The organism is Desulfosediminicola sp. (assembly GCF_048381775.1).
Taxonomy (GTDB): domain Bacteria; phylum Desulfobacterota; class Desulfobulbia; order Desulfobulbales; family Desulfocapsaceae; genus Desulfopila; species Desulfopila ganghwensis.
In genome coordinates this window covers 154,332-174,744 of record NZ_JBLXGE010000006.1, presented here as the reverse complement: position 1 = coordinate 174,744, position 20,413 = coordinate 154,332, and the positions used below count along the sequence as shown (strand labels likewise).

Annotated in this window: 21 protein-coding genes; 14 read left to right on the top strand and 7 right to left on the bottom strand. The window is 49.2% G+C overall.

The window, feature by feature from the left end; translation table 11 throughout:
• Positions 1–23: 23 nt before the first annotated feature.
• From ACN5NT_RS11820 to ACN5NT_RS11800, 5 genes are all read right to left on the bottom strand, one after another.
• Positions 24–686, bottom strand: a complete 663-nt coding sequence (locus ACN5NT_RS11820) for an alpha/beta hydrolase (RefSeq protein WP_136797020.1) — start codon at positions 684–686, stop codon at positions 24–26.
• A gap of 59 nt (positions 687–745) precedes the next feature.
• Positions 746–1,363 carry a plasmid pRiA4b ORF-3 family protein gene (locus tag ACN5NT_RS11815; RefSeq protein ID WP_167495740.1) on the bottom strand — a complete coding sequence of 206 codons (618 nt, stop codon included), beginning with the start codon at positions 1,361–1,363 and terminating at the stop codon, positions 746–748.
• A 402-nt stretch (positions 1,364–1,765) separates the two neighbouring features.
• Positions 1,766–2,083 carry a hypothetical protein gene (locus ACN5NT_RS11810; RefSeq protein ID WP_419175559.1) on the bottom strand — a complete coding sequence of 106 codons (318 nt, stop codon included), beginning with the start codon at positions 2,081–2,083 and terminating at the stop codon, positions 1,766–1,768.
• A gap of 3 nt (positions 2,084–2,086) precedes the next feature.
• Complete coding sequence (locus tag ACN5NT_RS11805) at positions 2,087–2,797, bottom strand: ParA family protein (protein WP_136797017.1); 711 nt, start codon at positions 2,795–2,797, stop codon at positions 2,087–2,089.
• Between the two features lie 223 nt (positions 2,798–3,020).
• Entirely contained in the window at positions 3,021–3,371 is a 351-nt protein-coding gene (locus ACN5NT_RS11800) for a DsrE family protein (RefSeq protein ID WP_136797016.1), read from the bottom strand.
• 355 nt (positions 3,372–3,726) lie between these two features.
• Between ACN5NT_RS11800 and ACN5NT_RS11795 the strand changes: the two genes are divergently transcribed.
• From ACN5NT_RS11795 to ACN5NT_RS11785, 3 genes are all read left to right on the top strand, one after another.
• Positions 3,727–4,407: a hypothetical protein gene (locus ACN5NT_RS11795; RefSeq protein WP_136797015.1), complete on the top strand. Its 681-nt coding sequence runs from the start codon at positions 3,727–3,729 to the stop codon at positions 4,405–4,407.
• 108 nt (positions 4,408–4,515) lie between these two features.
• Positions 4,516–4,770 carry a hypothetical protein gene (locus tag ACN5NT_RS11790; protein WP_419175558.1) on the top strand — a complete coding sequence of 85 codons (255 nt, stop codon included), beginning with the start codon at positions 4,516–4,518 and terminating at the stop codon, positions 4,768–4,770.
• Positions 4,771–4,777: 7 nt separating this feature from the next.
• The gene (locus ACN5NT_RS11785; protein ID WP_419175557.1) at positions 4,778–6,004 is read left to right on the top strand and encodes a lytic murein transglycosylase; all 1,227 of its coding nucleotides are present in this window, start codon (positions 4,778–4,780) and stop codon (positions 6,002–6,004) included.
• 351 nt (positions 6,005–6,355) lie between these two features.
• On the opposite strand, the gene ACN5NT_RS11780 is transcribed toward ACN5NT_RS11785, so the two are convergent.
• Positions 6,356–7,021, bottom strand: a complete 666-nt coding sequence (locus tag ACN5NT_RS11780; RefSeq protein ID WP_136797013.1) for an OmpA family protein — start codon at positions 7,019–7,021, stop codon at positions 6,356–6,358.
• Positions 7,022–7,444: 423 nt separating this feature from the next.
• Entirely contained in the window at positions 7,445–8,830 is a 1,386-nt protein-coding gene (locus tag ACN5NT_RS11775) for an aspartate kinase (RefSeq protein WP_136797012.1), read from the bottom strand.
• Between the two features lie 1,078 nt (positions 8,831–9,908).
• Between ACN5NT_RS11775 and ndhC the strand changes: the two genes are divergently transcribed.
• Genes ndhC through nuoL form a run of 11 tightly spaced genes read left to right on the top strand, consistent with a single transcriptional unit; the run spans position 9,909 to position 20,411 of the window.
• On the top strand, positions 9,909–10,268 hold the full coding sequence (gene ndhC / locus ACN5NT_RS11770) for an NADH-quinone oxidoreductase subunit A (protein WP_136797011.1): 360 nt from the start codon (positions 9,909–9,911) through the stop codon (positions 10,266–10,268).
• Positions 10,259–10,771, top strand: a complete 513-nt coding sequence (locus ACN5NT_RS11765; RefSeq protein ID WP_136797010.1) for an NADH-quinone oxidoreductase subunit B — start codon at positions 10,259–10,261, stop codon at positions 10,769–10,771. The genes ndhC and ACN5NT_RS11765 overlap by 10 nt, the downstream gene beginning before the upstream one ends.
• Before the next feature lie 14 nt (positions 10,772–10,785).
• Positions 10,786–12,489: an NADH-quinone oxidoreductase subunit D gene (locus ACN5NT_RS11760; RefSeq protein WP_419175556.1), complete on the top strand. Its 1,704-nt coding sequence runs from the start codon at positions 10,786–10,788 to the stop codon at positions 12,487–12,489.
• Positions 12,486–12,992, top strand: coding sequence for a complex I 24 kDa subunit family protein (gene nuoE, locus ACN5NT_RS11755; protein WP_136797008.1), 507 nt, complete (start codon positions 12,486–12,488; stop codon positions 12,990–12,992). The genes ACN5NT_RS11760 and nuoE overlap by 4 nt, the downstream gene beginning before the upstream one ends.
• 20 nt (positions 12,993–13,012) lie before the next feature.
• Complete coding sequence (nuoF, locus tag ACN5NT_RS11750; RefSeq protein ID WP_136797057.1) at positions 13,013–14,302, top strand: NADH-quinone oxidoreductase subunit NuoF; 1,290 nt, start codon at positions 13,013–13,015, stop codon at positions 14,300–14,302.
• Positions 14,303–14,310: 8 nt separating this feature from the next.
• Positions 14,311–15,873 carry a 2Fe-2S iron-sulfur cluster-binding protein gene (locus ACN5NT_RS11745; protein ID WP_419175555.1) on the top strand — a complete coding sequence of 521 codons (1,563 nt, stop codon included), beginning with the start codon at positions 14,311–14,313 and terminating at the stop codon, positions 15,871–15,873.
• Positions 15,860–17,146 (top strand): complex I subunit 1/NuoH family protein, encoded by a 1,287-nt coding sequence (locus ACN5NT_RS11740; RefSeq protein ID WP_136797006.1) that lies wholly within the window; start codon positions 15,860–15,862, stop codon positions 17,144–17,146. The genes ACN5NT_RS11745 and ACN5NT_RS11740 overlap by 14 nt, the downstream gene beginning before the upstream one ends.
• Positions 17,147–17,155: 9 nt before the next feature.
• Positions 17,156–17,680, top strand: a complete 525-nt coding sequence (locus ACN5NT_RS11735; protein WP_136797005.1) for a NuoI/complex I 23 kDa subunit family protein — start codon at positions 17,156–17,158, stop codon at positions 17,678–17,680.
• Positions 17,681–17,684: 4 nt separating this feature from the next.
• Positions 17,685–18,194 carry an NADH-quinone oxidoreductase subunit J gene (locus ACN5NT_RS11730; protein ID WP_228721389.1) on the top strand — a complete coding sequence of 170 codons (510 nt, stop codon included), beginning with the start codon at positions 17,685–17,687 and terminating at the stop codon, positions 18,192–18,194.
• On the top strand, positions 18,191–18,487 hold the full coding sequence (gene nuoK, locus ACN5NT_RS11725) for an NADH-quinone oxidoreductase subunit NuoK (protein ID WP_136797004.1): 297 nt from the start codon (positions 18,191–18,193) through the stop codon (positions 18,485–18,487). The genes ACN5NT_RS11730 and nuoK overlap by 4 nt, the downstream gene beginning before the upstream one ends.
• A gap of 4 nt (positions 18,488–18,491) precedes the next feature.
• The gene (gene nuoL / locus ACN5NT_RS11720) at positions 18,492–20,411 is read left to right on the top strand and encodes an NADH-quinone oxidoreductase subunit L (protein ID WP_136797003.1); all 1,920 of its coding nucleotides are present in this window, start codon (positions 18,492–18,494) and stop codon (positions 20,409–20,411) included.
• Positions 20,412–20,413: the final 2 nt, after the last annotated feature.

Here is a 20,413-nt window from a genome sequence, read left to right as displayed (position 1 = left end):
TAACAGGTAATCCCTGTGGTGGATTATTTCTTCAGAGTTTGCTGCAGCCAGGCAGAAATGTCCTGTATTTGTTCGAGGCACAGGCTGTGTTCCATGGGATAGCTGCGATAGTTTGCAGCATACCCTTTTTGTTGGAGCAGGGTATGTGCCTTTTTACCCAGGGCCTCGGGGACTACCGGGTCATGTGTGCCGTGATGTATTTCTATTGGGATGTTTCTATTCGCCTCACTCAGTTGAATGTCATCACTGGTGGCGAAGTACGTGGACATCGCAAGCAGTCCGCCAAGAGAGCGTTTGGATGAAAGGCAGCATTGGTATGCTACAGCCCCTCCCTGGGAAAAACCGGCAAGGATGATTCTTTCACTCTGGATACCTGTCTTAACCTGTTCTTCAATAAGGTCGTCGATATAACCGGCAGAGGCCATTAATTGTTTATGATCCACCTTGCGGTCAATGTTCATTTCCAGAATGTCGTACCAGGCAGGCATGACAAATCCGCCATTTATAGTCACCGGCATACTTGGAGCGTGAGGGAAGATGAAGCGGATTCCGATGTCGTCAGGTAATTGCAATTCGGGAATAATGGGTGCGAAATCATTGCCATCAGCCCCAAGACCATGCAGCAGGATGACAGCGCTGTCAGGCGTGGGAGTTGTTTCGATCTGGATCGGATTCAGGTAGTGCATTCGATTCTCAAAAGTTAAAGTTTTCGGTGTCGCTGGTTTGCCATGAGCATAGGTACCGCTCATGGGTTGAATGACGCCAGCAGCGTATTTATCGCGTCATTGTCGCAATGAGCCGGATCAAAATCGGGCTGTATATCGTGCCGGGCTAACAAGGGTCTACGGTTAGCAGGTTCGAGTTCAATTTGTCTGAGTAGTTCAATATACTCATGAATATCATCTATGCCCAGAGGTGGGTTGGCACGATCGCTATCATGCAGCACCGGTTGGCGTGAGTTAACACCTTCGGTAAATATTTCCTGCAGGGTGATCTCGCATTCCCAGCCCCCGCCGTGATCGTGCAGATAGGTGAAAATGAAAGGCATCACATCTTCAAGTTGATAGAGTTTGGTCTTGGCTTCGTCACCAATATCTTGCCTGCCATTGGCAGTTCGGGGCCCGTAAAATATTTTCCCAACAAGAAAAAGATGGCCCGGTTCATTGTTCCAGCCGAAACAGATCTGTATTATTTTGCTCAAGTCACCGAGAGATAATGAGCCGCAGAGATCCAATTCCCGCCAGACAGGTGGAGACGAAAAGCCTAACTCCAGTTTGAGTCTGTAACCCGGGATGACTTTGGGAGTGTCACTGGAGACATCCTGTTCAGTTTTTTTACGAAAATCGTGCTGGATAACTGTCATTGGAATACCTCCGGTTGACAACAACATTGTGCTTGAACCGAGGCTGGGCAATGTGAAGCTGTGGGCCTCGGTAGGGGGCGAGTGAAAGGAAAACTCGATACTAACCTGAATGTATCATCAGGTCTGGCAGTTTCGGGTCCCAAACTTTCGGTTGAGCGATATGGCTGTTTACGGTGTGCGGATTTATGCCCTGCCGGGTGTTAGCCGGTTGAATCATGGAATGATCACGGTCAAATCAGGCTGACCGCATCAACTCCAGATAGCATACTATAAGGCGGCGAGCTATAGCCAAGAGAAATTGCATGAAGCATGGTCAGAGAACCATCCAGCCAATATATGCATAAAACGGATATCGGCTGAATGGCTGGTATGAATTGTAGCACTTGAGATAACAGAATGGCGTTAATAATTGTTTTTATCAAGCCAGGCTACAACCATCTCTTCAATGAAAAACGATTTGTCCAGCTTCTGACCAAGTTTTCTACGCTTGTTCTGCTCACCGGCGTAGGCCATGGTTAGCCTTTCTGCTGTATCTTCAGTTAACAGAAGTGTTTGGCGTACAGAGTTGCCGGCCCGGGGACTGGGGCGGCCGCCCCGGTTTGGAGTATCCGTATTGTCTTGTTTCACACCCTTTGGGGGACTGTTCCCCGAGCCTGCCGCGCGTTGCACGGCACTGCTGATATCCGGAACGATCCTTTTGGCACTTTTAGGTAACGCCATGTACTATGCTCCCTGGTTGTGGGCTATGATTTCTAGGGCAATTTTTTCTATGTCTTTGGCTGCGTTTTGGGCCTGTTTGAACTGCCGATTGTTTTTCCTGACGCTGCTGCAATACTCTTCAAGTGTCATGCCGTCCCTGTTGAAATTCTCAAAGGTCGACCTGCTTGGGAGAACTGATTTCAGACATGAAACCTGGTCTGGCATGATACTGACAAAATAGCTCCGCACATTATCAACGTTAGATTGGGGGTGCACAAATGTTGGTATTATTGCAAAGTCAGCTCTGTTGATCTGCAACCCTTCCTGGATCACAGGCCAGAGATTTCTACCGAAGCTTGCTTCATCGTTGGTGGAGGTTCGCATTGGCACCAGCACCAGATCAGAGAGGTTGAGTGCGAGCTTGGTGGCAAACCCGCCGATTGATTCACCAGGTACATCGAGAATAACCGCTTCATGCTCTTCGATAATTTTCTGCAGCTTGTTTGTCAGGGCATCAAGATCAAGCCCGGCCAGCTGGAAGTAGGAGAGGTTTTTCATCTTACGCTTATTCGCGATGCGTTCGCCTATCCAGTCTGCCAGAGTCCCCTGAGTGTCGAGTTCTACGAGGGCAACCTGGCCGAACTCTTTTTTGAAAGCCCTGGAACAGGCTACACCCAGAGAGAGTGTGGTTTTACCTGTTCCACCCTTGGTCTGCACGAAAGAAAAAATTGCCATACTATAGTTTTGGGTCAGAATTGATGAGTGATGTTAATGCAGCACTGGTGCGCAAAAACGTACATACGTTTATGGGTATAAATGTATGTGGGTATAGGGTCTTGTCCACGCGCCACTATATTGTGGGCTCTCAGATTGTGCAAGATGGAAAATGAAGGAAAGTGCTAGGGAAAACAGGTTCCTGCGCTCATAATGCAGACAGAGCGCAGGAAAACAGGGAATGTTAAAAGTTGAATACCTGAGATTCGGCTGCCATATCAATGAGGTGAGGGCCGCCGTCAAGTGCCATATTGGAGTGAAATTGTGCTTCGTCCAGGTTACGGTTTTTGGCGCATGGGGTACATACCCCGACCTGGACTTCGTTTTCGACAAGATAGGGAAGGTAATCGTTGACGCAGTCACCAGTGATGGTTCTTTCATTTCCGTCTCTGGTTTTTACCGCCCAGTCGACACCGCTATCGATAAAAAACAGATTTACCAGATGCCCCTTGGAGTGAGCGATCTTTGCGAATTGAAAGCAACGGGTCGCTTTTTCATTGTCATTGTGGCGCAGAACAAACAGAAAATTAGCCATTGTTTACCCTCCTTGATGTATGCGTTAGTGTTGGATGAATGATGCATAAAATCATATGAGTAGAGGTACTCCTTTAGCTGTGTAAAGGCAATAATATAGTGTGCATAAACAATAAATAACTCATTGTTGCATCGATCCTCTAAGCGGTTGATGGTGGGTTTAAATACAGAAGTAAGATGATGATTGGTGGTTATTTTTACCGACCAATGGTAATACGTATGGGTGTAATGGGTTGAGCTTCAGGCGCTGCAACAAAGGAGCACAGAGGTTCCACCCGGGTTCTTTTTGAAGTCGAGTCAAAAAGCAAATCGTGCCTGTTCGGGCACTTTCAGATACGTCATGAAGTGATACAAATATGAGTAATACAAGAAAGACATCGGGTAAGAAAAAAGTATCCCAGAGCGGGATGAAAAATAAATACTGGAAACAGGTCTTTGCCCTGGCTGACACCAAAGCCTGGCAAGATTTGTGCACCTTGGTTGAGAAAAACCGTTGGCTGGCCACAACAGCAATCAGTAGCTCCATGTTACCGGATTATCTGGCAGACGATAAAGATTATGGTTTGCTGAGGCTGCTGGCGAACGTGGAGGATATCCCCGCGGGGGTCATCAGAAAAATCATATCTTTTGGAGCCCGGGATACCAAAGGCAGGTGTTATCTGGTACGGCTCCTGGCCGGCGGTGAGGACCTGAGCGCAGGTGCTGCTGTTGAATCGGTGGCCCTGGCGGAACGTGAGGCTTTGGCCGACTCTCCGCTGGTGGCGGCTGAGCTCCTGAAAACAGCGGAGCGGCCGATTGAGGTCATTCAACAAATGCAGCGGACACTCGAACAGGGGATTAATGACAGCGATCCGCAGCGTCGTGCGCTGGCTGAACGTTGCCTGGACAGGTCGCAACTTTTTTATGATCTGGTACTTCTCCTCCAGGATGAGGGTGCCGAAAACAGATTGGTTGATTGTCTGGCCAGTGAAGAACTGCTGTTGAGTTTTCTCAACCAGGAAAAAAGGGATTGGAGTAATATCGTAACGTTCCTTTAGGCAGAGGTTGGCAAATGCCGGAACGAATCAGTCGCGTCGGAAAAGACGGAGTTTTCCTCGTGGCCATTGTAGCCCGGCGCCCTGTATGCAGATATTAATGAGATAAAAATGACAGGATTCGACAAACGACCTTCCGCAGTTTGTACAGATTGTATTCGTTATTCTTTCCATTCAGAAGATGTAGGAACGTCCTGTGGACGAATCCGTGGGCAAAATGTCTGCAAGGGAATATTTGTCGATACTTCGGACCCGATTAACTGGAAAGAGTGTACCGCTTGCGACGGGACTGGCAAGGAGTCTGTATCTATAGACTGCGTTGCCTGTCAGGGAAGCGGTTGGATACTGACCAGAAGACGTAGTTAAGGGGAAAATGAATATGCAACGACTTCGATATGTGCTTTTGGCACTGCTATATACTGTTGGCTTGACTGTTAATGCGGTTGCTGCCGACGACAACAACCAGACTATGGAAAACTTCCAGTCCTGGCTTGCCGGCTTTAAAACAGAAGCCATTGGCCAGGGTGTGGATGAAGCAACCTGGAACCTGGCCTTTGAGAGTATCGATGAACCCGACATGAAGGTTCTCGAGAGAGCGGCGTATCAGCCGGAGTTTGTCCAGGAAGTCTGGCAGTATCTCGACAGGAGGATAACTCCAGCCGTGATTGAACGAGGTCGCAGTCTGGCTGAAGAGCATATGGCCACCTTTGCTCTTTTAGAGCGGCAATTTGGCATTAGCCGTTATGTGCTGCTGGCTATCTGGTCTATGGAGTCGAACTACGGGGCTGTACTACAACGGAAAGAAATTCTTCACTATATTCCTCAGGCATTGGCAACGCTGGCCTGGGGGGATGAGAGAAGGAGCGGGTTCGCTCAGTCTCAATTGATTACAGCCTTGAAAATACTGCAAGCCGGTGACATTGATCGTGATGGTATGCTCGGATCATGGGCCGGGGCCATGGGACATACCCAATTTATTCCGACCAGCTATGAGTCCTATGCGGTCGATATCGACGGCAATGGAAAAAGAGATATTTGGAATTCTGTGCCGGACGCATTAGGAACAGCAGCCAATCTGCTTGCCAAAAATGGCTGGCGTGCAGGAAAGACCTGGGGGTATGAGGTCATCTTACCAAAAGGTATAGGCCAGTATGCCGATCAGACAAAAACTTTGGCCGAATGGGCTGAACTTGGAGTAGTTCGACCGGCTGGAAAACAGTTCCCCCGGCCGGGAGATAGTGGAGTTTTAAAAATATTTGCCGGAGAAAATGGTCCAGGTTTTCTCATGATCAAAAACTTTTATGTAATTAAACGGTATAACAACTCAGACAGTTACGCGCTGGCGGTGGGACTCCTGGCAGACAATATTGCAGGCTATGGTGGGATGTCGAAGGAATGGCCCCGTATGAAGAATGATCTCACTGTTGAAGAGCGGCTTGAGATTCAGCGCCTGTTACGTGAGAAAGGGCTGTATGAGGGAGAACTGGATGGTTTTCTCGGTCGTGGTTCCAGAGCTGCAATTCGCCAATTCGAAATCCAGGCGGGGCTCCAGGTCAATGGTTTGCCGAGTCGTAATGTCCTGGAGGCATTACGGCGCTAATGCTAATTTCTTGACGGTTTCGAGTTGAAATCCGAAAAACAGAGTTTGCCGCAACCCTTTCTAAACGAAAGTGGATATGTATGGTTCTCAAAAGGATGTCCACTGGGGCTGAAGAGAGAAAAATGCCTTACCGGCATGGGAAGTCCGGAACTGGAGGGGCGCCTAAAGCGGCTGAGGTGTTTTGCTGGTAGGTATAAAGAGGCCTGGAATATTTTGCTGAGCAGGTAGTCGGATGCCCAGCAGGCATGAAGCAAAAAAAGCCCGATGTGTTTCACATCGGGCTTTTTTTTTCTGAAATTCGGTGGGTGAAAATCATCACCCTCTAAAATCAGATTTTAGTACTGTCAGATTCTAGTACTGGGCGACACCGTTTGCATCGGGAATAATGATGACTTCAACGCGCCTGTTCATAGCGTGATCGGAAGAGATCGGCTGTGATTCGCCATAACCGATGGTTGCAATTCTTCTGCCATCAACACCCTGCTGAACGAGGACATTTTTAACTGCAGTCGCACGTCTTTCAGAGAGGCGCTTGTTGTACTCTTCTGCACCACGGGAGTCAGTGTGACCGGCAACCTGAATGTGGGTCTGTGGATAATTGTTCAATACGGTGGCCACTCTGGCAAGTTCGCTAATTCCACCAGATTTGACAGTGGCTGAATCGTAGTCGAAGAAGGCCTCAGACTTGAAGGTTGCTCTGAGTATGTCCTGCTCTCTTCTGATGCTGGCAGCATCTGAAGCCGCGATGGCCTGACGCAGATCCTGCTCCTGACGATCCATGTAGCGACCTACCTGGTTTCCGGTAACACCACCAAGGGCTGCACCGATACCGGCTCCAAGCAGCGTAGCTTCAGTGCTGCCACCGATGGCCTGGCCTACGATGGCACCAAGCCCGGCGCCAACGCCGGCACCGACTGCTGTACCCTGGGTTTGTTTGTTCTGGCCGGCACACCCGGCAAGGGTAAGAGCGAGTACTACAACGAGTACTTTGGAAAAATGGGCCCAGTATTTCTTCATACGAATATCTCCTTACTTATGGTTCTTTAGACACCTGGGGGGGGACGTTTGGTCTCGAAAAAGGTTAAATTAACGAATGATTCGTTTTTAAGAGCCTAAAACGCTATCAACTTTGATACCACATTCACCTTGCGATGCAAGATAAAATTGCCAACCGGCAATGAAAACGAATAATGTGAAGGATATCTGCGTATCTGGTTGTAACTGTAGGCTTTAGCTGTATCTGATTGTGGCTGGAAGGAGGAGTGAAAGGGAATAATTGACGGGGTATCAGATGGTTATGGATTGATTAAGGAGAACTGCGGATTGTTGAGGTCGTTGACGCGGAAACCGGTATCTCCTGTTCCATGAAAATAACCGGGCCTGAGAGCGGGGGCTGTTGCCACGATCTCAGACCCGGAAAATAGCAATTATACAAAGTGCTTACTTGCAGAGAGCATTGTGAAGGGCTCGCTGTGCCTGCGCGAATTGATCACGGTGCACGATAAACTGCATGTTGGTCTGGCGTGAGGTCTGGGAGACAGCAAGTATATTGATACCATCGGTGGCAAGGGCCTGGGATGCTTTGGCCATGATGCCGGGCTGGGCAATATTGGAGCCGATTGCACATACTATTGCCACCAGTGTGGTGGATACAGTTTCAAAGGTATCGCTGAGTTCGGCAACGAGTCTTGGAGTACAGTCTTTTTCCTCAATTATCAGATCAATGGTGTTGGCATTGGTCACTTTACTGATATAGGAGACACCATGTTTGACGAAAACATTCATGATGCGGAGATCAAATCCTACCTCACCCACCATTCTGGTATCATGAATCTCAAGGCATGCGACTGAAGCCGAGCCGGTAACTATCTCGACTTTAGAGGTCGGGGCAATGAACTCTTTGGTGATAGTTGTTCCAGGATGGTCCGGGTCAAATGCATTTTTTACCCGGATCGGGATGGAATTGATCTCAAGTGGCTTTGAGGCTTTGGGGTGAATTGCCTCCATACCGACATCGGCCAGCTGGTCGGCAACATCATAGTTCGTGTTGCAGACCGGGTGAACTTCCTCTTCACCCACAATGAGCGGATCGCCGGAACAGAGATGGTATTCTTTATGAATGATCGCCTCTGAGGCTCCAAGAAGTACTGCCACCTTGGAGAACGTAACCTCGGAGTAACCCCGATCAAATTCCCGCATGATGCCTTCGGTGCCTTTGGTGTAACCGGTGGCGAAACAAATGGTGGAGAAAGGATCGATTTTATCAAAGCTGTCCTTGATGCGGTCATCGATGGTCATCTGTCTGCCATCTTCCCAGCCGCTCAAATCCACGAAAGTAGTATTGTAACCTCTGTTTTTCAGGATATTTGCTGAGTTGAAGGCGCTGTGCATCTCGCCGAGTGAGGCAAGAAGTTCACGTGCAGCGAGTAACACCTCCTGGCGGCTGACATATCCGGAACCGAGAACATTTTCCATAGAACGAAGGATATTGATAGCCAGATCTATGCGATCTCCAATGAAGTCGTTGGCCTCTTTGAGGTCCAGACCAGCTTCAACGAACTGCTCGTTTAAGGCGAAGAGGGCGTCTCGCAGGGCGAGCAGTTTGATCGGGTAATTTTCCTGTTCAACGAAGAGTTTGTATATCCCTGGTTTTCCGCTTTTCTTGTGCTCGAGAAGCTCGTTGGTTATGCCGGCGTAAGCTGAAACAGTGTAAATACGCCCGTAAATTTCCTGCTCTTTACATAGAATGACATTATCAATGATCTCAGGAAAGCGAGCCATTGATGTTCCACCAATTTTCTCGACACGAAGATTATACGTTCTCATAATTTTTAATGCTGGAGGAGGTTCTAAAAGACCTGAAAACTGAGAGCTGCGGCATGAGCATCAGGTGTTTTGGGATATCCAGGACAGGAGTTCCTGAAAAACGGATGTGCAACCAAGATTTTGATACGGAATCATCCGTACATTTAACAGAGAATGATCTTTTTATCATGGATATCGAATTCAATGCAAGCAGTTTTTCGGCAGCCTTAAAATATACGATTTGATAAATCTTTAATCTGATTGCTCCCGCAACTCTGCAGGACTGGACGGGGGATAAGCGGTGTACTTGGAATTAACCTGTTTAATAGATTATGTGGATGATGGTGCTGAGTAGGAGAAAACTCAAATAAAACACGACCTGATGGAGTGATATTGCCAACTCCCCACCTCAAAAAGCCAAAATCAGGAATAGGCGGCGATCTGAATCGTTTATTTCCACCTGGCCGTAATTTTATCTCTTCAACACGTTGGTCACCTTTACGTAAATAAGTGGTGTACACCTGTTTTCCTGTCGATAATCATTGGTTCAACAAAAAAATTACTATTACGTAAACGTCATCCATGGATTCGCATTGAGGGCGTAATGTGCAACCGATTTGTGCGGAAAGACAAAAGGATGAGCATAAGGTGAGTTGCAATATGTCATCTGTATTATTGATATGTGGGCGTCCGTGATAGCTGAAGGTAGTCATTTTGTGCGATCCTGCTGGTGATGTGCCGTGAGGCTCGTGTGGCGCCTAACCTATTAAAAGACTGTGAGGGCCGTTCCTTTTCTGCTATCTTCTGCGTTATCCGCATGTAGACGTGTGCGGGAACCATTTAGTCACAGAATTACCAGATCTTAAATGAGCTGGTAATACCTCAGCGCAGCAGTATCGATTGCACATTGGGCACAACTTCAGGAAAATGTTTGCACAACCTAATGGCTAGAAGGCTTATTAAGTTCCCGATTAAACGTATTTGTAGTGCTTGACAATGGCTTGATCTCCTTGGTAATTGATGCGTATTCAACTCGTAAATGTGTGTGTTTATCACATAAACCTCAAAGTGCAGTTGAACGTCGGAGGGAAGTGCGCGTATGTCGACAGAACTCGTTTTATCTACAGCAGTATTCTTTGGGTTGGCGATAATTATCCCAGCATTCATGCTTGTTACGGCAATTTTTGGGCCAAGAGCTGGTGGTGTCGCCAAAAATGATCCGTACGAAAGCGGAATCAAGAATGTCGTTGGCCTGGCCGATCAGAAGTTCAGTGTGAAGTTTTATCTGTTGGCCATTCTCTTTCTCATCTTCGATATCGAAGCAGTTTTTATGTATCCGTGGGCGGTAAGTCTCCGTGATCTCGGAATGTTCGGGTTTCTCGAGATGGCTGTGTTCATCGTACTGTTACTTACCGGACTTATTTACATTTTACAGAAAGGGGTGCTCAATTGGCGTTAGGATTGGAAGCCGCTCTAGGCGAAACGGTTATTACCACCAGGCTGGATCAGGTTGTCAATTGGGGCCGACAGTATTCACTGTGGCCAATGGTATTTGGTACCGCATGCTGCGCTATCGAGTTTATGAGTGCCGCTGCCAGTCAGCATGATATCTCACGTTTTGGCGCTGAAGTTGTTCGTTTTTCTCCTCGTCAGGCGGATCTCATGCTGGTCTGTGGAACTATCAGCTACAAGCAGGCACCTATCCTCAAGCGAATTTATGATCAGATGCCGGAACCTAAATGGGTAGTGGCAATGGGGGCATGTGCAAGTTCCGGTGGAATATATGACAACTACTCGACAGTACAGGGGATTCATAACGTAATTCCGGTAGATGTGTATATTTCCGGTTGTCCGCCACGGCCAGAGGCCGTGTTGGATGCGTTGATAAAGATCCAGGAGCAGATCCAGACAGAGAGCGTACTGGAAGATCGTCATAAAGATTACATAGGGATCCTAGACTGATCATGAATGCGAACGTGACTGAAAAAATCTGCAGTTTTTTTCCGGATGTAGAATGCAGGCAAGTGCTTGACTATGTAGAGATCACCGTTCTTCCGGAAAAGCTTGAGGAAACACTTACTAAACTGAAGAACTATCCTGATCTTGATTTCGGGCTGCTGGTGGATATCACAGCGATCGATTATCGGGATTTTCCTGATAAAAAGGATAGTCGCTTCTATGTCGTGTATACCCTGAGGAACTGGCATGATAGCTTGCTGGTTCAAGTTAGGACTCCGGTTGAGGATCCTGAGATAGGGGTGCCCACTTGCTCAAATATCTGGAGTTCAGCAAACTGGGGGGAACGGGAGGTGTATGATCAGTATGGCATTCATTTCATCGGTCATCCTGATCTGCGCAGAATCCTGAACCACTGGCAATTCGAAGGACATCCATTACGTAAGGATTACGACATCGTCAAAAGGCAGGTCTGCCATGAGACCTACTCCATGGAAGACGAGATCAAGGCGAGGTTGCAATCGAAGGGGGTCGATGAGACCACCATGAAGGATATCAATACCGAGATCATGTTTCTGAATCTCGGACCATCTCACCCCGCGACCCACGGTGCGATCCGCATCTTCACCGCTCTCGATGGTGAGAGTATCCTGGCTAACGTTAACGAGATCGGTTATCTCCACCGTGGCTTCGAAAAGACAGCAGAAGACAGAACGTACAATCAGATAGTGCCGCTGACCGACCGGTTGAATTATTGCTCATCCATGATGAACAATATCGCTTACGTGAAGGCGGTAGAGTCATGGATGGGGATAGAGATTACCGAGCGGGCCAAGTTCATGCGGGTAGTCCTCTCAGAGTTTTACAGGGTACAGGATCACCTGGTCTGTATAGCGGCGAATCTGGTTGATATGGGAGGCCTTACCAACTACTGGTACCTCTACAACGAAAAAGAGTCCTCATATGATCTTATTTCACGTTTGACCGGTGCCCGTCTGACCAGCTCTTTCACAAGGATCGGTGGGATGTATCGCGATTTTTATGAGGGTTGGGAGCATGACATGGAAGCGCAACTGAAGACCATTGAAAAAGGTGTTTCAGATTCGCTGGCGCTGGTACTCAAGAACCGGATCGTCCATGACCGTACCCAGGGCGTCTGTGTCCTGCCGAAAGATACGGCACTCTCCTATGGCTTCACCGGGCCATGCCTGAGAGCGAGCGGTGTGCCATTCGATCTCAGAAAAGATAACCCGTATTACAACTACGAATCTTTCGACTTCAATATTCCGGTGGGCTCCAGCGGTGATATCTACGATCGTATTATGGTCAGATTCGAGGAGATTTTCGAGTCGATAAAAATTATCCGTCAGGCCATGAAATATATTCCTGAAGGGCCTGTCTTCATTGACGATCATTCAGCAGTGCTTCCGCCAAAAGAGCAGGTGTACGGCAATATTGAAGGCCTTGCCAACCACTTCAAACTGGTCATTGAAGGAATCAAAGTACCTAAAGGTGAGTGGTATGACAGCTTTGAGGCTGCTAACGGGGAATTGGGCTTTCACTTTGTTTCCGACGGATCTGGCAAACCCTACAAACTCAAGGTGCGTCCGCCATGTTTTTACATAATGGGTGGATTCCATGAGATGGTCGAAGGCGAGATGATCGCAGACGCCGTAATCAATCTTGGGAGTATCAACATTATTGGCGGGGAGTTAGACAGATGAGCGACAGATCAGAGCTGATTACCACAGGAAAGGAGTTCACTTTCGACGAGGTGCGTGACGCCGAGTTTGAGCGGTTGGTCAAGCGCTATCCTACCCGCGAATCGATGATCCTGCCGGCGCTCTGGCTGGTACAGGAACAGGCGGGCTGGATCAGTGTGGAGGCCATGGCCTATATCGCCGACAGGATCGGTACCTTCGCTGCCAAAGTCTATGAGGCTGCGACCTTTTACACCATGTTCAACCTCAAGCCCCTGGGCAAATATCATATCTGCGTTTGCCGTACACTTTCCTGCTGGCTGCGGGAAAAACAGGAGATTGTCGACTATTTGGGTCAGGAAGTTGGGGTGCAGCCGGGCAAGGTGAGTGAGGATGGTCGATTCAGTCTTGAAGAGGTCGAATGTCTTGGTCATTGCGGTACAGCGCCTGTTGTCCAGGTAAACGGAGAGTTTTACGAGGAGATGGATGTGGACAAGATCAAAGCTCTACTGGCCACGCTGGAATAGGAGGTGCGACCATGCATGAAATGGAAGTGAAAATTCTCAGCGAAAAGTTTGAAATTGAAAATGCGAATCTCCTGAAAGTGGCCAAGGAGCATGGCGCCTACTCGACACTGGATAAGCTGTTTTCAATGGAACCTGTCGATGTCACGGAAGAGGTGAAAAAAGCGGGTTTGCGTGGTCGGGGTGGAGCAGGTTTTCCCGCTGGCGTCAAGTGGGGATTTCTCCCCAAAGATACTGGCAAACCGACCTATTTAGCCGTCAACTCCGATGAGTCTGAACCAGCGACTTTCAAGGACAGGTACATCCTCGTTCGTGATCCGCATATGCTGATCGAGGGGATCATCATCTGCTGCTGGGCCATTGGTTGTCACGACGTTTATATCTACATCCGCGGTGAATATACCACCCAGGTCAAGGTGTTGCAGGCTGCAATCGATGAGGCGTATGCGGCTGGCTATCTGGGAGAAAAAGTCGCTGGTCAGGATTTCAGAATCGACGTTACGGTTCATCGTGGTGCAGGCGCCTATGTTTGTGGTGAAGAGACTGCGCTGCTGGAGTCAATCGAGGGCAAGAAAGGACAACCCAGGTCAAAACCGCCTTTTCCGGCGGTGGAAGGACTCTATGGTTGCCCGACTATCATCAATAATGTGCAGACCATTGCCAGCCTGCCTTTCATCATGACCAATGGTGCGGAGGCATATAGCGTCTATGGTACCGAGAAAAGCGCGGGAACACACCTGTTCGGCATATCGGGACACGTTGAAAAGCCCGGGATGTACGAGTTGCCGCTTGGGCTGCCATTGCTGGAGGTCCTCGAAAAGGTTGCCGGTGGTGTCTGGAAGGGACGCAAGCTGAAGGGTGTTATCCCTGGTGGAAGCTCAACACCGGTGTTGACCGCTGAAGAAGCCAAAACAGTAACGCTTGATTACGAGTCCATGGCGGAACATGGCACCATGTTCGGTTCCGGCGGTATCGTGGTCCTGGATGAGACTGTGGATGTGGTCAAACTGGTGCAGAATCTCATCCACTTCTATCACCATGAGTCCTGTGGCCAGTGTACACCATGTCGTGAGGGGCTCGGCTGGATGAAGAAGATCATCGGGAAGTTGCTGGAAGGCGAGGGTACCATGGCGGATATAGAGCTGCTCAGGGAACTCTGCGACAACATTGAGATGAAAACCGTCTGTGTACTTTCGGCTGCCTGTACCATGCCGGTGCGCAGTTATCTGGATAAGTTCCGGCATGAGTTTGAGGCATACGCGAAAGACAGAGTGAATAGTGCACCTGCAAATGTCGAGCTGCAACGGAATTAGGGGTGATCATGGCTGATATGCTGAAATTATTTGTAAACGGCGAGGAGGTAGAGGTCGAATCCGGCAAGAACCTGATTGATGCAATCGGTGCGGTCGGAATTGAGATTCCTCATCTCTGTTATCATCCTGCTTTGGGTGCCGATGGCAACTGCAGGATGTGCCTGGTTGGTATCGAGGATGGCAGGCCACCGCTGGTGCCGGCCTGCAAGACTCCGGCGATGGAGGGGATGCGGGTCCAGCTTGATACTGAAAAAATTAAAAAGATCCAGCGCGATGTTATGGAGCTGGAGCTCATCAACCACCCGGTGGATTGTCCGATTTGTGATCAGGCGGGTGAATGCAAGCTGCAGGATTATTACATGGAGCATGACCTGCAGGAGAGCAGGATGCGGGTTCCCCAGGTGAAAAAGTCCAAGAATCTGGATTTTGGCTGCGGCGTAGTCCACGATCAGGAACGCTGTGTACTCTGCGGGCGCTGTGTACGGTTTACCAGGCAGATAACCGGGACTGGTGAACTGGGAATCGTCAATCGAACGGATACTGCCAGAGTAAACATCTTCCCTGGTAGACCCTTGAACAATCGATACGCCCTCAATGTGGTCGATCTTTGCCCGGTTGGTGCCATGACCAGCAGAGATTTTCGTTTCAGTCAGCGGGTCTGGTTCCTGAAAAAGGATGAAGGGATCTGTCATGGCTGCGCGAAGGGATGCAACATCCATATCGATCATAATCGCGAAAAATATAAAGATGACGTGATTTACCGCTACCGCGCCCGTCATAACGATCTGGTCAATGGCTACTTCATCTGTGATGAGGGGCGGATGAGCTATAAGAGCGAAAATGAGAACCGTCTGACTGAGGCCACGGTAAAGGGTGATCTGGTAGCAGTCAGTGAAGCGGTGCATACCATCAGGCAGGAGCTTAGCGAGGCAAAAAAACCGCTGATATTGGTTTCACCCAACTCAAGCCTGGAGCAACAGTGGGCAGTAAAACGGTTGGCAACCTTGTCGGGGGTAGAATGTTTTGGCTACAGCGATGCGTACATCAAAGAGGGTGACGGAGACGACTACCTGATCCGGGACGACAAGTCAGCCAACCGCAAAGGGTTGGAACTCATTGAAATAGAAACCAGCAAACAACGTTTTGAGGAGGCCCTGGCCGAGTGTGACCTGCTGGTAAATTTTGATAACGATCTGTTCAGATTTGATGCCAATGAAGAGATGAAGGCGGTGGTTGCAGGCAAGAAGGTGATCGCCATCTCAACTCATGCCAACTATCTGACGGATAACGGGACTGTAGTTTTGCCGGTGGCATCATACAGCGAATATGGCGGCTGCGTCGTCAATGAGGATGGGATTCTGCAAGCCTTCTCACCGGTGGTTCGAAAAAACGAAGAACTGATCGATGTTCTGGAAGTTACCCGTATGCTGGGTGGCGATGTTAGCGATAGTGGTCAGGCCTGGTCAGGGATACGAAGTGCTGTACCTGAGCTGGCCGAGGTTCAACCGGATCTGATCCCGGCAGAGGGATTGCAACTTTCAGTGAGTGAGGAGGCCCATGTCAGCGCTTGATATTCTTCTAATCGTTGTTCGTATAGCCTTCGGTGCCTTTGTCCCTCTCAGCTTTGTGGCTGTGTTGGTATGGATGGAGCGGCGTGGTGCAGGTTTCTTTCAGGATCGTGCCGGCCCAAACCGTTGTAATGTGATGGGTTACAGAGCCGCCGGTCTCATTCAGAATATCGCCGATGCAGTAAAGTTGATATTCAAAGAGGACATCGTTCCGGGCCATATCAAACACAAGTTTTATTTCATCCTGGCGCCATCACTGGTTTTCATAACCGCCATCCTCTCTTTTGCGGTTGTTCCTTTCGCCGATACTCTGGTGCTTGGAGAAAATTCATACGTGATGCAGGCAATTCCGACTGATGTCGGCATTCTCTGGTTTCTCGCGGTGGTCGGCTTTGGTGTCTACGGGATAATTCTGGCTGGTTGGTCATCACATAACAAATATGGTGTGCTTGGTGGATTGCGGGCAGCAGCCCAGGTGATCAGTTATGAAATTCCGATGGGACTTGCCCTTGTGGCTCTCCTTACGGTGTACAGCACGGTGAACCTGAGCGAAATGGCGCAATTCCAAGGCCAGTTGCTGTTCGGCTTTATTCCGATGTGGGGTGTTTTTTTACAGCCAATTGGCGTAATCATCTTCATCGTTGCCGCCTTTGCCGAGACCAACCGTACGCCGTTTGACCTGGCGGAAGGCGAAAGCGAGATAGTTGCAGGCTTTCATGTGGAATACTCCTCCATGAAGTTTGCCCTGTTTTTCATGGGTGAGTATGTGGCCATGTTTGTTTCTTCGGCACTGATCGTCACCCTTTATTTCGGCAGTTACCAGATCCCGTGGTTCAGCACCGAGACTCTTGTCAATCATATCAAACCGGTGGCGTTGGTACTGATGGTGGCAATACCGGTTGCCGCCTATTACTTCGCAAACTGGATGAAGAAAAACAACAGGAGCCACTACGATCGTCCGGACGATCCCCGGGTACGTGAAGCCAAGGCATATGCTGCGGTGCTCTGGAGCCTGGTGGTAATTCTTGAAGTGATCTTCATAAGCTTTCTGATCTTTTCTTCAGGTGAGTCCGGCAGCAGGGTATTGGTGGCATTACTGCAGATGGGATGTTTCCTGTTCAAGACCTTTCTGATGTGCTTCGTCTATGTCTGGGTGCGGTGGACCCTCCCCCGGTTCCGCTACGATCAGCTGCAGAGACTTGGTTGGCAGAAACTTTTGCCACTGGCTCTGCTCAACATCTTCATTACCAGTGCAGTAGTCGTATCACTGGGCTGAGGGACGTTTATGACTGCAAAAGTAAAAACCATTGAACGAAAAGGTGGAACATTTCTCGAGCAGCTCTATCTGGTCGAAGTGGTCAAGGGGATGGTTGTAACGTTTGGTCACTTCTTCAGAAACCTGATGGATAACTCGCGACTTTATGTACGCCATTACCCGGAGGTACAACCGGAAATTACTTCTCGCTGGCGGGGAAGGCACCGGTTGACCAAGAGGGAAGACGGTACGGTGAAATGCGTAGCCTGTTTCATGTGCCAGACAAACTGCCCTTCAAAATGCATCATGATTGAGGCAGGGGAACGGACAGATGGTGTTACGGAGAAAATGCCGGTCAAATTCGACATCGACCTGCTTGAGTGCATTTACTGCGGATATTGTGTGGAGGCATGTCCGCTTGATGCCATTCGCATGGACACTGGAATCTTTTCAGTAACCAGCTATACGAGGGAATCAATGATGCTCCGCCTGAATGACCTGCTTGAAACGCCTGCTGGTTTTACAGAAGACGAATACAAGAAAGGAGGATGCTGATATCATGATTTCAACGTTGCTCTTTTTCGGATTTTCTATCCTTGCCGTTGCGGGCGCTCTTGGCTTAGTGCTCTTGCGCCATCCCATGAACGGGGCGATGAGTTTCATCATTACCCTTATTTCACTGGCTGGACTTTACGCGCTGCTCTCCGCTAAGCTGATTTTTGCCATTCAGCTTATTGTCTATGCCGGCGCTATCATGTCGCTGATCCTGTTCATTATCATGTTTCTGAATATTGGCGAGAAGGACCTCCCCGATGAGTCGGGTCGTTGGCTCTATTTTATCGGTGGAGCGGTGGTTATCACCCCACTGGCCATGTTCCTGCTGAAAGTCATTGGCAGAGTGCCTGGCGGTGATGCCCAAATCGTTGGTAACGGCTTTGGCAGCGTGAAGGGCGTTGGCTCTGTCCTGTTTCAGGAATGGCTGCTGCCGTTCGAGGTGGTTTCAATTCTACTGCTGGTGGCACTGGTTGGTGCGGTTGTGTTGGCTGGTAAAAGGGAGGATAGGGCGTGATTGTCAATTATCTATCGTTAAGCGTCATACTCTTTTGTCTCGGGCTGCTCGGTGTCATTTCCCGGCGTAACGTATTCACGGTGTTTATGTCCATTGAGCTTATGCTCAATGCCGCCAATCTCATGTTTGTCGCGGTAGCGCGATTGCATGAGAGTATGGACGGGCATGTACTGGCCCTTATGGTCATGGCTGTTGCCGCTGCGGAGGCCGCGTTGGCGCTGGCAGTCGTAATTCTTCTGCATAAGCATAAAGGCAACCTGGATACCAACGTATTCAGCCTGCTCAGAGGGTGACAAGATGGAACATAATGTGAATTTTCTTGCAGCAATCCCGATGATGCCGCTTGTTGGGGCCCTGGTTCTGGGGATACTCCATCTGCTGTACTGCAAAGGGATACGCTTTTCTGAAAAAGTATACGGGATTTTAGCCTGCATAGGTCCGGCACTTGCGACCTTGATGGCTATAAAGGTCTATTTCAACCTGAGGTTATTTCCGGAAGAGGCACGCTTCATGGTCCAGGAAGCGTATACCTGGATTCAGGTGGGAGAAATGAACATAACCATGGGGTTTCTTGCAGACCCGTTGAGTTCGTTGATGCTCCTCTTTGTGACCTTCATCGGCACCCTGATTCATGTATACTCAGTCGGTTATATGGCTGAAGATGAGAATTTCCCGAAATTCTTTTCTTACCTGAACCTGTTCCTCGGTTCGATGTTGATCCTGGTACTTGGTAACGGTCCGGTCGTTATGTTTGTCGGTTGGGAGGGGGTTGGGCTTTGTTCCTATCTGTTGATCAGTTACTACTCCACCGATACCGATAATGTACTGGCTGGGAATAAGGCATTTATCGTAAATCGTATTGGCGACCTGGGCTTTGTGTTGGGTATGGCATTCCTCTTTTGGGGGATCGGCTCAGGCGGTTTCGATTATCTGTCTTTAAGAGAAAATGTTCATCAGCTCACACCGGCTGTTGCCATGGCAGCCTGTCTGCTGCTTTTTGTTGGCGCAACCGGTAAATCTGCGCAGATTCCTCTTTATGTCTGGTTACCGGATGCCATGGCCGGTCCAACTCCTGTTTCTGCGCTGATTCATGCGGCAACAATGGTTACCGCGGGTGTCTATATGGTAGCCCGGTTCAGCTTCCTCTATGTCGAGGTACCGCTTGCCGGAACCATAATCGCCTGGACCGGTATTCTGACAGCGCTGCTTGCGGCAATCTTCGGCTGCTTCCAAAGAGATATCAAAAAGATCCTGGCCTACTCAACAGTGAGCCAGCTGGGCTACATGTTTGCCGGTGTCGGGGTCGCGGCCTATTCAGCCGGCATTTTTCACGTTTTCACCCATGCCTTTTTCAAGGCGTTGCTCTTTCTCGGTGCCGGTTCGGTAATTCATGCCCTCCATCATGAACAGGACATATGGAAAATGGGTGGCTTGAAAGAGAAGATGCCGATTACGTACGCGACCATGCTGATCGGTGCCCTGGCTCTGGCAGGCTGCCCGCTGTTATCAGGATTTTTCAGTAAGGATGAAATTCTCTTTATGGCGCTGGCCACCGGTCATGAAGGCGTCTGGCTGGTTGGGCTGTTGGTGGCAGTGATGACGGCGTATTACACCTTCAGGATGTTTTTCGTGGTCTTTCACGGTACACCGCGGGACCAGCACGCATACGATGCAGCCCATGAGTCTCCGAAAGTAATGACCGTACCTCTGATTATTCTGGCCGTCGGTGCCGCATTTGCCGGTTATCTGAATATACCGTCGATCTTCGGAGGTCATCTCCAGGTAAGTCACTGGTTGGCTCCAAGTCTTGCCGAGCACCACCCGCACGTCAGCGCCTGGGTAGAGGTTATAGCTGTGGCCAGCAGTATCGTGGCCTTTGCATTAGGTATCTATATTGCCTGGAAGAAATTTGGTGTCGAGACAGCGGAAGAACCTTTCTATAGAGGTTTCAAGGATTTCGCATACAACAAGTTCTTTGTGGACGAGCTGTATCACTCTCTGCTGGTCGCCCCATACAAGCAATTCGGCCGCACAATCTGGAAGGGAATTGAGCCTTTTGTGACTGATGGCCCAGTAAAATTTGCGGTATGGCTTTACGGTGCACTGGCCAATGCGTTCAAAGTCGTACAGGCAGGGTATGTACGGGTGTATGCAATCTACATGGTTATCGGGCTCAGCGTGCTGAGTGTGGTGATCTCCCACTCACTGAATCTGTAAAG